At 41.1% G+C, this 13,793-nt stretch carries 8 protein-coding genes; 3 read left to right on the forward strand and 5 right to left on the reverse strand.

Features of this window, described 5'->3' with window-relative positions:
- The first annotated feature begins 25 nt into the window (after nucleotides 1-25).
- The 3 genes from rpoB to OFO07_RS00525 all read left to right on the forward strand — a co-directional run bounded on the left by rpoB (nucleotide 26) and on the right by OFO07_RS00525 (nucleotide 9,168).
- Nucleotides 26-4,162 (forward strand): DNA-directed RNA polymerase subunit beta, encoded by a 4,137-nt coding sequence (rpoB, locus tag OFO07_RS00515; RefSeq protein ID WP_270870553.1) that lies wholly within the window; start codon nucleotides 26-28, stop codon nucleotides 4,160-4,162.
- Complete coding sequence (gene rpoC / locus OFO07_RS00520; protein ID WP_270870554.1) at nucleotides 4,159-8,673, forward strand: DNA-directed RNA polymerase subunit beta'; 4,515 nt, start codon at nucleotides 4,159-4,161, stop codon at nucleotides 8,671-8,673. Before rpoB ends, rpoC begins: the two co-directional genes overlap by 4 nt.
- 105 nt (nucleotides 8,674-8,778) lie before the next feature.
- Entirely contained in the window at nucleotides 8,779-9,168 is a 390-nt protein-coding gene (locus OFO07_RS00525) for a DoxX family protein (RefSeq protein WP_270870555.1), read from the forward strand.
- Between the two features lie 4 nt (nucleotides 9,169-9,172).
- Here the strand turns inward: OFO07_RS00525 and OFO07_RS00530 are convergent, their stop codons facing one another.
- The 5 genes from OFO07_RS00530 to lon form a co-directional block, all read right to left on the reverse strand.
- The gene (locus OFO07_RS00530) at nucleotides 9,173-10,126 is read right to left on the reverse strand and encodes a PstS family phosphate ABC transporter substrate-binding protein (RefSeq protein WP_270870556.1); all 954 of its coding nucleotides are present in this window, start codon (nucleotides 10,124-10,126) and stop codon (nucleotides 9,173-9,175) included.
- Nucleotides 10,127-10,129: 3 nt separating this feature from the next.
- Complete coding sequence (locus OFO07_RS00535) at nucleotides 10,130-10,267, reverse strand: hypothetical protein (RefSeq protein WP_270870557.1); 138 nt, start codon at nucleotides 10,265-10,267, stop codon at nucleotides 10,130-10,132.
- Between the two features lie 9 nt (nucleotides 10,268-10,276).
- Nucleotides 10,277-10,507 (reverse strand): hypothetical protein, encoded by a 231-nt coding sequence (locus tag OFO07_RS00540; protein WP_270870558.1) that lies wholly within the window; start codon nucleotides 10,505-10,507, stop codon nucleotides 10,277-10,279.
- Nucleotides 10,508-10,791: 284 nt separating this feature from the next.
- The gene (hisB, locus tag OFO07_RS00545; RefSeq protein ID WP_270870559.1) at nucleotides 10,792-11,364 is read right to left on the reverse strand and encodes an imidazoleglycerol-phosphate dehydratase HisB; all 573 of its coding nucleotides are present in this window, start codon (nucleotides 11,362-11,364) and stop codon (nucleotides 10,792-10,794) included.
- Between the two features lie 24 nt (nucleotides 11,365-11,388).
- Nucleotides 11,389-13,785: an endopeptidase La gene (lon, locus tag OFO07_RS00550; RefSeq protein WP_270866068.1), complete on the reverse strand. Its 2,397-nt coding sequence runs from the start codon at nucleotides 13,783-13,785 to the stop codon at nucleotides 11,389-11,391.
- Between the last annotated feature and the right edge of the window lie 8 nt (nucleotides 13,786-13,793).

Genomic DNA, 13,793 nt, shown 5'->3' on the forward strand with positions numbered 1-13,793 from the left:
TAAAATACAACTACGAGGTAGTAGAATGTTAAATAGCTTATATTCAGGTAATCGTCTTAGAGTTGATTTTTCTAAGGTCCCAAAAGATATAGAGATACCAAATTTATTACAATTACAAAAAAAAAGTTTTGATCACTTTTTAAATCTTGATAACTCAAATGCAGATAGTGGTATAGAAAAAGTCTTCCGTGCTATCTTTCCTATTCATGATGCTCAAAACAGACTAAGCATCGAGTATGTAAGTAGCGAGCTTTCCAAGCCAAAATACTCGATTAGAGAGTGTATGGAGCGTGGTCTTACATATTCTGTAAATTTAAAGATGAAAATTCGCCTAATCGTGCATGAGCGAGATGATAAAACAGGCGAAAAAATCGGCGTAAAAGATATAAAAGAACAAGATATTTATATTCGCGATATTCCGCTTATCACCGATAGAATTTCATTTATCATCAACGGTGTCGAGCGTGTCGTCGTAAATCAACTACACAGAAGTCCTGGCGTTATTTTCAAAGAAGAAGAGAGCCCGACTGTATTAAACAAACTAATCTACACAGCCCAAATCATACCAGATCGTGGCAACTGGCTATATTTCGAATACGATGCGAAAGATGTATTGTATGTGCGCATTAATAAACGACGCAAGGTTCCTATTACTATACTTTTCCGCGCACTTGGATATAAAAAACAAGACATTATAAAACTATTTTATCCGATTAAAACAATCTATGTCAAAAAAGGCAAATTCTTAACAGATTTCGATCCAAAAGAGTATGCTGGCAGACTTGATTATGATATCATCAACGAAAAAGGCGAGGTTTTGCACCAAGCAAGCAAGCGTTTAACTCTAAAAAAAGCTGAAAAATTAGCAGAAGAGGGGTTGAAGCTTATAGAATACCCAGCTGAAATTTTAGCAGAGCGCCACTTAGCAGACGCGATTTTTGATAAAGATAGTGGCGAGGTTATATATGATTCACTTGCTGCGTTAGATGAAACCAAACTAGTCGCTATTGCAAATTCGCAGAAAAAATTTACAATCGCAAACGACCTAGCTAGTGGTGTCGATGCCTCTATCATCAACTCATTTGCCCAAGATAGCGAAGCTCTTAAAATTTTGCAACAAAGCGAAGGCGTTGATGATGAAAATGATTTAGCAGCTATTAGAATTTATAAAGTTATGCGCCCTGGCGAGCCAGTGGTTAAAGAGACTGCAAGATCGTTTGTAAATGATCTGTTTTTCAACCCTGAAAGATACGACCTTACAAAAGTCGGCCGTATGAAAATGAATCACAAGCTTGGCAACGAAACACCAGAGTATGTAACGGTGCTAACTAACGAAGACATTATAAAAACAGCAAAATATTTGATAAAAGTTAAAAATGGCGAAGGCTTTATCGATGATAGAGATAATCTAGGCAATCGTAGAATTCGCTCTATTGGTGAGCTTTTGGCTAGTGAAATGCACCTTGGATTTATCAAGGTTCAAAAAGCTATAAAAGATAAATTTGCAAGCATTAGCGGAAATATCGATGAGCTTATGCCTTATGATTTTGTCAATCCAAAAATCATCACAACTACGCTTATGGAATTTTTCACAGGCGGTCAGTTAAGCCAATTTATGGATCAGACAAACCCGCTTAGCGAGGTTACTCACAAGCGTCGTTTATCTGCTCTTGGCGAGGGCGGTTTGGTTAAAGAGCGCGCTGGATTTGAGGTGCGCGATGTCCATCCGACTCACTATGGTAGAATTTGTCCAATCGAAACCCCGGAGGGTCAAAATATCGGTCTTATCAATACACTTGCAACTTATGCAAAAGTAAATGATTTAGGCTTTGTCGAAGCTCCTTATAAAAAGGTCGTCGATGGCAAGGTAACAGACGAAATCGTTTATCTAACTGCTACACAAGAAGAAGGTCATGTAATCGCTCCTGCTTCTGCTAAATTAGATGAAAACGGCGCGATTATCGAGGAAATGCTAGAAGCTAGAAAAGACGGCGAAAACCTTATGGCTAGACGCGAGGACATCACTCTAATCGACCTTTGCTCTGGTATGATTGCTGGTGTAGCTGCTTCACTTATTCCATTTTTGGAGCACGATGACGCCAACCGCGCGCTAATGGGTTCAAATATGCAACGCCAAGCAGTTCCGCTTCTATACGCAACTGCTCCGATTGTAGGCACAGGTATGGAAGCTACAATCGCTAGGGATTCTTGGGAGGCGATTAAGGCCAAAAGAGCCGGCGTGGTCGAAAAAGTAGATAATAAAAATATCTTTATCTTAGGCGAAGATGAAAAAGGTCCGTTTATCGATCACTACTCAATGGAGAAAAATTTACGCACTAACCAAAACACTACATTTTCTCAGCACCCAATTGTGCGCAAAGGCGATAGTGTCAAAGAGGGACAAATCATCGCAGATGGCCCTAGCATGGACGGCGGCGAGCTAGCTATCGGTAAAAACGCTCTAATCGCGTTTATGCCATGGCATGGTTATAACTACGAGGACGCCGTCGTAATGAGCGAGAAGATGATTCGCGCTGATGAATACACAAGCGTGCATATTTATGAGAAAGAGATTGAAGCCAGAGAGTTAAAAGACGGCGTAGAAGAGATCACCAGAGATATCCCAAATATCAAGGAAGAAGAGCTTTCTCACCTTGATGAGAGTGGAATTATCAAAATCGGAACCCATGTCAAACCTGGTATGATTTTGGTAGGAAAAGTAACTCCAAAAGGCGAGGTCAAACCAACCCCAGAGGAAAGACTTTTAAGGGCGATTTTTGGTGAAAAAGCAGGACATGTGGTAAATAAATCACTCTATGCGACAGCTTCTATGGAAGGCGTGGTAATCGATGTCAAAATTTTCACTAAAAAAGGCTATGAAAAAGATCCTAGAACAAACAAAGCTTATGAGGACGAAAAGACAGAGTTAGAGCGCGAGCACCACGACAGACTTTTGATGCTAGATCGCGAAGAAATGCTAAAAGTCGTAGCCTTGCTATCAAAAAGCAAACTAGAAAGCGAACAAACTCTAAACAAAAAAGAGTATAAAAAAGGCGATATTGTCAGCAAAGAAGAGCTTGAAAGCTCAAACCGCTTTACGCTAAATTCGTTTATCAAAGGCTACTCTAAGAAAATTCAAAAAGAGTATGAGGATTTGAAAAACCACTTCCAAAACGAAAAACGAAAGCTTAAAGAAGAGCATGATGAAAAAATCGAAATTTTGGAAAAAGATGATATCTTGCCAAGTGGCGTAGTAAAACTAGTCAAAGTCTATGTCGCAACTAAACGCAAACTAAAAGTCGGCGACAAAATGGCTGGACGCCACGGAAACAAAGGTATTGTCTCAAATATCGTCCCAGAGGTCGATATGCCATACCTTCCAAATGGTCAAAGAGTAGATATCGTCCTAAATCCGCTAGGCGTTCCAAGCCGTATGAATATCGGTCAAATCATGGAGAGCCATTTAGGTTTAGTAGGCTGGCGTTTGGGCGAGCAAATCGCTGAAATTTTAGAGCAAAAAACTGGCGAGTGGCTAAAAGAACTTCGCGCTAAAATGATTGATATCGCAAATGTTTCTAAGCTTATGGACGCTAAGAAAACGCTAGAAAAAATCAGCGATGAAGAGCTTTTGAAATACGCCAGAGATTGGAGCAAAGGCGTTAGATTTGCAGCTCCGATTTTTGAGGGAATCGTGCCTGAGGATTTTGCGAAACTATTTGAAATGGCGAAAATCGACGCTGATGGCAAAACCGAGCTTTATGATGGACGCACAGGCGAAAAGATTAAAGAGCGCGTAAATGTGGGTTGTATGTATTATCTCAAACTCCACCACCTTGTCGATGAAAAAGTCCATGCTAGAAGCACGGGCCCTTACAGCCTTGTTACACAGCAACCAGTCGGCGGTAAAGCATTATTTGGTGGTCAAAGATTTGGAGAAATGGAAGTTTGGGCGCTTGAAGCTTATGGTGCGGCATATACCTTGCGCGAAATGCTAACTGTCAAATCAGACGATGTCGATGGTCGTTTGGCGGCGTATAAAGCACTTACCAGAGGCGAAAATGTTCCAACAACAGGAATTCCTGAGACATTTTTTGTTTTAACAAACGAGCTTAAATCACTTGCTTTGGATGTTGAAATTTACGGAAACGGGGAAAAGAAATGAGCGAAAACAATAGCTTAGAAAAAATTGAAATTAAAGAAGACGGTAGAGTTCAAGATTTTGATGTATTTGCCATAAGACTTGCTAGCCCTGAGCAAATCAAAAATTGGAGCCACGGCGAGGTTAAAAAGCCAGAAACTATCAACTATCGCACGCTAAAACCTGAACGAGACGGCTTGTTTTGCGCTAAAATTTTTGGTCCAGTAAGGGATTATGAGTGCATTTGCGGAAAATACAAAAAAATGCGCTATAAAGGCTGGAAATGCGAAAAATGTGGTGTAGAAATCACTAGTTCTAAGGTTCGCCGCACACGCATGGGACATATCGAGCTAGTTACCCCAGTAGCGCACATTTGGTATGTAAATTCGCTCCCTAGCCGTATCGGCACGCTTTTGAATATCAAAATGAAAGATTTAGAGCGTGTGCTTTACTACGAGGCATATATCGTAGAGAGCGCTGGTAGTGCGTATTATGATAACGAAAACACTAAAAAAGTCGAAAAATACGATGTATTAAACGAAGAGCAATACCAAAGCTTACGCGAGAGATTCGAGCAAACTGGTTTCGTGGCTAAAATGGGTGGTGAAGTTATCAGAGATATGCTAGCAGATCTTGATTTGGTCGAAATTCTTTCAAATTTGAAAGAGGAAATGGCTAGCACAAATTCAGAATTAAAGAAAAAAAATATAATCAAACGCCTAAAAGTCGTAGAGAGCTTTTTAAATTCTGGCAACAAACCAGAGTGGATGATGATTACAAATTTACCAGTTCTACCAGCGGATTTAAGACCGCTAGTTAGCCTTGACGGCGGTAAATTTGCGGTTTCAGATGTCAATGATTTATATCGCAGAGTTATCAATCGCAACACTCGCCTTAAAAAACTTTTGGAGCTTGATGCGCCAGAGATTATTATTCGCAACGAAAAACGCATGCTCCAAGAAGCTGTCGATGCGCTATTTGATAACGGCAGAAAGGCAAACGCTGTAAAAGGCGCAAACAAACGCCCGCTAAAATCTCTAAGCGAGATTATCAAAGGAAAACAAGGCCGTTTCAGACAAAATTTGCTTGGAAAACGCGTCGATTTCTCTGGTCGTTCAGTTATCGTCGTAGGTCCAAATTTGCGTATGGATCAATGCGGTCTGCCAAAAACAATGGCATTAGAGCTATTTAAACCGCATTTGATAGCTAGACTTCAAGAAAAAGGTTATGCAACAACCGTAAAACAAGCTAAAAAAATGATTGAAGGCAAGGTAAATGAGGTTTGGGAGTGCCTAGAAGAGGTCGTTAAAGGTCACCCTGTCATGCTAAACCGTGCGCCGACACTTCACAAAATGTCAATCCAAGCCTTCCACCCAGTCCTAATCGAGGGTAAGGCTATTCGTTTGCACCCGCTTGTTTGTGCGGCTTTCAACGCTGACTTCGACGGCGATCAAATGGCTGTGCATGTCCCACTAAGCCAAGAGGCAATCGCAGAGTGCAAAATTTTAATGCTAAGCTCTATGAATATCTTGCTTCCAGCTAGCGGTAAGCCTGTGGCTGTGCCTTCGCAAGATATGGTTTTGGGAATTTATTATCTTAGCCTTGAAAAAGCCGGTGCAAAAGGCACAAACAAAATTTTTGCCAATGTCGATGAGGTTATGGTCGCTGTGGAGGCGAACTCTCTCGATATCCACGCTAAAATCAAAACTATGGTCGATGGTCGCATTATCTTTACGACAGCTGGTAGATTGGTCATCAAATCGATCTTACCTGATTTTATCCCAGATACATTGTGGAATAAAAAATTAAAGAAAAAAGATATCGCAGAACTAGTCGATTATGTCTATAAAAATGGCGGTTTGGAAGTAAGTGCTGAATTCCTAGATAACCTTAAAAATTTAGGTTTCGAATCCGCTACAAAAGCTGGAATTTCAATCGCTGTTTCAGATATCATCGTGCCAAATTCTAAGTCAAATTTGATTGAGGACGCGAAAAATCAAGTCCGCGAAGTCCAAAATCAATACTCTGGCGGTTTGCTAACTGAGGGCGAGAGATACAATAAAACTATTCAAATTTGGACAAGCACGACTAAAAAACTAGCCGATGAGATGATGGATTTGATGAAAAACGACAAAGACGGCTTTAACTCAATCTATATGATGGCTGATAGTGGCGCTCGTGGTAGTTCAGAGCAAATTCGCCAATTAGCTGGTATGCGTGGTTTGATGTCTAAACCAGATGGTTCGATTATCGAGACCCCGATTACATCAAATTTCCGCGAGGGATTAGATGCGAACGAATACTTCATCTCAACCCACGGTGCGAGAAAGGGTCTAGCCGATACTGCGCTTAAAACGGCAAATGCTGGTTACCTTACTCGTAAGCTAATCGATGTCGCTCAAAATGTCCGCGTTACAATCCATGATTGTGGCACACACGAGGGTATCGAAGTAACTGAAATCGTCGAAAACGGAACTTTGGTCGAGAATTTAGCCGATAGAATTTTGGGTCGTGTGCTAAGTGCAGATGTGATTGATCCAGTTTCAAATGAAATTTTATTTACCGAGGGCACACTTCTTGGCGAAAAAGAGGTTCGCACTATCGTAGATGCTGGAATTAAATCAGTCAGCATTAGAACTCCGATTACTTGCAAGGCTCACAAGGGCGTTTGCGCTAAATGCTATGGCGTGAATTTGGGCGAGGGCAAACTGGTAAAACCAGGCGAGGCTGTCGGTATCATCTCAGCTCAATCAATCGGCGAGCCAGGAACGCAACTAACGCTAAGAACTTTCCACGCAGGTGGAACGGCTGCTACTGATCAACAAGCAGATAAGGTTATCGCTAGCGATGAGGGTTATATCAGATATTACAATGTCAAAACTTATGAAAACAATGGCAAAAATATCGTAATGAACCGCCGAAATGCGGCTGTGCTTTTGGTCGAACCAAAAATCAAAGCTCCATTTAGCGGTAAGGTAAGCATAGAAGTAACTCACGATGATGTCAATATCTTTGTAAAAAGCAAAAAAGATGAGGTTAAATATAATATCCGCCGCCACGATTTGGCTAAACCAAACGAGCTAGCTGGTGTTAGCGGTAAAGTCGAGGGCAAATATTATATCGTTTGCAAAGACGGCGATAATATCGAAGAAAACGAGAGTTTGGTCGAAATCATCAAAACAGACTGGAATATCCCAGCTCGCGTGCCGTTTGCTAGTGAAATTTGCGTCCAAGACGGCGAGCCTGTAACTCAAAAAATCAAATCAGGCGCAGTTGGCGAGATCAAATATTTTATCTTAAAAGGTGATTATTTAGAGCGTCTAAAAGATATTAAAAAGGGAAATATCGTAACCGAAAAAGGTATGTATGCTGTAATCTCTGATGAAAACGGCAGAGAGGCTATCAGACACTATATCCCACGCGAATCTGTGCTTGTATTTAACGATAATAGTAAGGTTAAATTTGATGATATCATCGCAAAACCTAAAAAAGAAGAAAACACCGTAATCGCTCAATGGGATCCATATACTACCCCTGTGGTAGCTGAGTGCGCTGGTGTGGTTAGCTACGAGGATATCGAGCCGGGTTACACTGCTACTGAGCAATACGATGAAGCGACAGGACATAGTAGTTTGGTGATTAATGAGTATTTACCACAAGGCGTAAAACCAGCTATCGTAATCACACCTAGCAAGGGCGAGCCGATGAAATACAATATCGGACCAAAAACTCAAATTCTTGCAACTAGTGGAGATGAGGTAGCGATCGCTGATATCCTAGCTAGGACGCCAAAAGCCGCTGCGAAATCGAAAGATATCACAGGTGGTTTGCCACGCGTTTCTGAGCTTTTCGAAGCGCGCAAATCAAAAAATACCGCTATCATCGCTGATATCGACGGAACTGTGAGATTTGGCAAACCTATGAGCTCAAAAGAGCGCGTAATCATCGAGGGCGAGGACGGCACTGTGGCTGAGTATCTAATAGATAAATCTCGCCAAATTCAGGTAAGAAACGGCGAGTTTGTCCATGCTGGCGAAAGGCTAACTGACGGCTCTATTAGCTCACACGATGTGCTTAGAATTTTAGGCGAAAAGGCGCTTCATTACTACCTAGTTAGCGAAGTTCAACAAGTCTATCGCTCACAAGGCGTTGCGATTAACGATAAACATATCGAAATCATCGTATCTCAAATGCTTCGCCAAGTCCGTATCATAGATAGTGGCGATACTAAGCTAATCATCGGCGATTTAATCAGTCGCCGCAGGTTCAAAGAAGAAAATGAGCGCATTATGAAAATGGGTGGCGAGCCAGCGATTGCTGAGCCAGTGCTTCTTGGTATCACAAGAGCGGCTGTGGGAAGCGATAGTGTCATCTCTGCTGCTTCTTTCCAAGAGACGACTAAGGTCTTAACAGAGGCAAGTATCGCGGCGAAATTTGATAGATTAGAGGACTTGAAGGAAAATATCATTTTAGGTCACATAATCCCAGTCGGAACCGGTCTATACAAAGACAAAGAAGTCAAGCTTAAAAAATAATTTTGGGGGCGAAATTTCGCCCCTTTTTTAAATTTTAAAATTTTAGAATTCTTGAATTTTGCCAAATTTTAAAATTTTAAAATTTCGCCACAAAAGGGACTATCTATGCCTAAATCATTTCCAAATTTCGGATTATTAATGCTTCGTTTGACGCTTGGAGTTTGCCTTTTTATGCACGGCGTGGCAAAGATAATGAACGGCGTGGGCGGTATAAAGGGCATGCTGGGTGCAAAGGGATTGCCTGAGTTTATCGCGTATGGCGTGTATTTGGGCGAAATCGTCGCACCCGTGATGATAATCATCGGATTTTTCACCCGCGTGGGCGCATTAATCGTGCTTGGGCTGTGCGGTGTGATATTTTATCTAGCGCACCCTGATTTTTTGGCATTATCAAAACACGGCGGATTTGAAGCTGAAATTTTATACCTTTATATCGGAATTTCGCTTTGCCTGCTGGCCTGCGGCGGCGGAAGATTTAGCGTGGTGAGGGATTAGTGAATTAAAATTTCACTCCCACATATCCGCTTTGCTCGATGATTTCTTGACCTTGGTTGCTTAAAATCCACTCTAAAATTTTGGCGATATTTTCGTTTTTGTTATTTTTATCATACACGGCGTAAATTTCGCCTATTATCGGATATGAACGGTTTTTGATATTTTCTTTGTTTGGATACACGCCGTTTAGACTTAGCATTTTAACCTTGCCGTTTGCGACGAGAGTTTCGACATAGTAACGAAACGAAAAACCAATGGCTGAGCCAAAAAATCCAAGCGTGTTTCGCTTCATTTTTTCATCTTTCATAAACGCTACCATCGCACTTTGCGAGCCACTGCCTTCGTTTCGTTGCACAGCGTCAATGTATAAATTTGCCCCGCCCACTTGCGACCATTTTGTGATTTTTCCGCTATAAATTTCCTTGATTTGAGCGGTGCTTAAATTTGATACAGGATTATCTTTATGGACGATAAAAACAAAGGCTTCAAGCCCAATTGGCACGAATTCTAAATCCACGCCATTTTCTTTTGCGTATTGTAGTTGCGAATTTGAGGGCTTTGCGACAAAAATCAAATCTGCTTTTTTATCAACTACTGCTTTATAAGCACCACGAGTGTTTGTATATTTTAGTTTGCTTTTTTCGCTGAAATTTTCGCCGTCAAATTCCACGCTACTGGCTGGATATACTGCACCCACAAAAGCCGAAAACACGGGAAAAAGTGCCGCCGCTCCGTCTATAACGGGCAAGTCGCCTTGCAAATTTAAATTTGCCTTTGTTTTGTAAATGTGTGAATTTTCATCAAAGGGCAAAAATTTGCTAATTTCGATTGATTTTGCCTGCATTTCAGGGTTTGTGGAGTTTTTGTAGCGTTTGGTAATGCCGTGATAAAATGCCAAATCAAACGCCAAAAACGCTAAAATGAGCGAAATGATTATTAAAATTTGAGATTTTTTCACGGCTCATTTCCCGTTTGCGATATACGAAATAATCGAGCATTTGCTTTGCAAATCAAATGTATAAGCTAGTAACCCAGCCACACTAAACGCCCAAATAACGCAAATCGCAAGGATTATTTTATAAAATTTTTCATCACTCATAATTTTTCCTTACATTGTAGCACCGGGCAATGACATTAAAATCATAAACACCACAAAAGAAGAAATAAGGACAATCGCTACAATTACAAGAGATAAAATTATATAAATCAATGTGTTGGTAAGTTTTGAGCCGTCCCTTGCTTTAAGATAAGCTCTAATTTTTTTATCGACAATTCCAACTCCGACAAGCAATAAAATCGGAATTCCCCATAAAAGTATTGTAAAAAATAAATCGCCCATTTTAAAACTTTCCTAAATTTACATATGAAAAATTGGCTTTTGGAATATTAAATTCGTAATATATAAATCAATTGTAATAACTGCACAAATGCAGGTTATAATGGCAAATTTTAAGACTACTTTTTTAAATTTTGATAATCCAAATTTTCTTTATCGCTTCTTTTTAGCTCAATAAAACCATATAATGAAATGATTAACAAAATTATTGTTATACTAATTGGGATAAATAAAAAATACGAAAGTATCCAAAAAAATCCAAAAATCCCAAATAATATATCCATACGCTACAATATGCCTTTTGTGCTTGGCGTTCCCGTTCTTTTATTTTCTGCGACGGCTCGTCTGAAAGCTACGGCAAACGCTTTAAAAGTAGCTTCTGCGATATGATGAGCGTTTTCGCCACGCAAATTTATGAGATGTAGCGTGATACCAGCGTTAAACGCAAGGGCTCTAAAAAACTCAGCGATTAACTCAGCGTCAAATTCGCCGATTTTGCCAGTTTTTAAGCCTTCATAAACTAAAAATGCTCTGTTTGAGAGATCTATCGCACAGCTAGTCGCTGCTTCGTCCATGACAACCACGCTATCGCCGTATCTCTCGACATTTTGAATCGGATAAATCGCTTCTTTTATAGCTTCGCCAAGCACGATACCGCAGTCTTCGACGCTGTGGTGAAAATCCACTTCCAAATCGCCCTTGCAAACAAGCTTTATATCCATTAGCGAGTGTTTGCAAAGTGCGGTAAGCATGTGGTCGAAAAAGCCAATGCCTGTGCTAATCTCAGCCTTGCCTGAGCCGTAAATTTCAAGCTCTAAGCTTATGTCGGTTTCTTTTGTTTTTCTAGTTTTGCTTATCATTTCATCTCCTTTAAAAGGCTAAATTCAGACCAATGCGATTTTTAGCACATCTTCTATGTGATCGACTGGCGTGATTTGCATGGCGTTTTTGACTTCATCTGGAATCTCGTCCAAATCGCGCTCGAAATTTTTGCGCGGGATTAGGGCGTGTGTGATTTTGGCCTTGTGCGCGGCGATTAGCTTTTCCTTTAACCCGCCGATTGCAAGCACGGCCCCACTTAGCGTAATCTCGCCCGTCATCGCCACATCGAAGCGCACCTTTTTCTCGCTTAAAATCGACGCAATCGCCGTTGCTAGCGTGATTCCAGCACTTGGGCCGTCTTTTGGCGTAGCGCCCTCTGGGACATGGATATGCAGGTCAAATTTGTTATAAATTTGCTCATCTTTCGCCAAATTTGCGCTTTTTTCAAATTTTAATTTTCCATTGTCTATTAGGACTTTTACCACGCTAAATGCGATTTGAGCGGATTCCTTCATCACATCGCCAAGCTGACCGGTAATCGTCATCGCACCCTTGCCCTTGATTTTAATCGCTTCGATTTTTAGGACATCGCCGCCCACGCTCGTCCAAGCTAGACCATTTACAATGCCGATTTGGTTCGTTTTTTTCACGGCGTCGATTTCAAAAACCTTTTTATCCAAAAATTCTTCTAAATTTTTGGTTGTTATGGCAAGTTTTTTAAATTCACTATCTTTTAGAATTCTAACGGCGATTTTACGGCAAATCGCTGCGATTTGGCGGCGCAGGTTACGCACGCCTGACTCTCTGGTGTATTCGGCGATGATTTTTTCAAGCGCAGTAGAGTGAAAGCTGATATCGGCTGGTTTGAGCCCATGTCGCTCTAATTCCTGCGGGATTAGATAGTTTTTTGCGATTTGAAATTTCTCTTGCGGGGTGTATGAGCTAAGCCCGATAAACTCCATTCTGTCGCGAAGTGGGGCAGGTATTTGAGAAATATCGTTCGCTGTGGCGATAAAAATAATCTTGCTTAAATCAATATCAAAATTTAGGTAATAATCCCTAAATGCTGAATTTTGCTCTGGATCTAGAATTTCGAGCAAAACAGCGGTCGGATCGCCTTTATACGAGGTGGATACCTTGTCGATTTCATCTAGTACGACGACAGGATTCATCTGTTTTGCGCTGATAAGACCTTGCACCAAACGCCCTGGCATGGCGCCTACATAGGTGCGGCGGTGGCCACGAAGCTCATTGACATCTTCTAATCCGCCAAGCGCGATACGGATTAATTTGCGTTTTAGCGCAGTGGCGATTGAGTTTGCTAGGCTGGTTTTACCCACACCCGGAGGTCCGTAAAAGCACAAAATCGCGCCGTTATTCACGCGTTTGCCCTCTTTATCCACGCTTCCGCGAAGCTCTAAAAGCTCTTTTAGCGCGAAATACTCTTCGATACGCTCTTTTGGCTTTTCTAGGGAATAATGGTCTTTGTTTAGCTGTTTGCTTACGCTTTGGATTGAGAGTTTTTCCTTTGCCATTTGTTCAAATGGGATTTCCAAAACCCAGTCTAGATAGCTTTGCGAAAGCCCTGCGTCTGCGCTGTCTGGGTGAAGGCGCGCAAATTTGTCGATTTGCTTTTTTATCTCTTTGTAGGCTTCATCGCTGATAAATGGCTTTTTTAGGTCTAGCTTTTTTCTGTATTCTTCGATTTCGACCTCTCTATCGCTATCTGAGCCAAGCTCTTTTTGGATCTGTTTTAACTGCTCTTTTAAAAAATACTCTTTGTTGGTTTGATCGATTTTGCTATGAACCTTGCTTTTGATCTCTTTTTCGAGGCGATAAGATTCGATTTCATCGGCAATGTAGGCGATGAGATCGAAAATTCTTTTTTCTAAATTTAACTGCGAAAAAAACGAATACGCTATCTCTTTTTTGACTCTGAGCGCGCTTAGTGTTAAGTCGCAAATTCGCGATGCGTCTGTGTTTTCCTCGATAGTTTTAAGCAGATCGTTTGGGAAAAAGTGCGTTAGGCTACTTAGGGCTTTGACTCTTTCTTTTAAAACATTGATTGATGCGTCGATTTTCGCTTCGTCGCCTCGCTCATCATGGACGATACCGATAGTGGCAAATAGCGGGTTTTGCGAAATTTCGTGCAGAATTTTGCCCTTTGCAGAGCCTTGGAATAAAATTTTAACCCTGCCATCAGGAAGTGGCACTGTGCGCATGATAGTGCCGATTACGCCGATATGATAAATCCCGCCGAAGCTCCTGTCGCCGTTAAATTCGGGCGTCGAGCTTACTACCATTATCATGGATTCGTTTTTTATGGCAAGATCAATGGCTCTTTTGTTTTTTTCATCGCTTATGAAAAGCGGAGTTATCATAAACGGGTATAAAAACAGCTCGTCCTCGACCAAAATCGGCAAATCTGTGGGAAATTTTTTATTTTGTGATAACTGCATTAGAAATT

The sequence above is a fragment of the Campylobacter sp. JMF_06 NA1 genome, from assembly GCF_027737785.1.
Classification (GTDB): Bacteria; Campylobacterota; Campylobacteria; order Campylobacterales; family Campylobacteraceae; genus Campylobacter_B.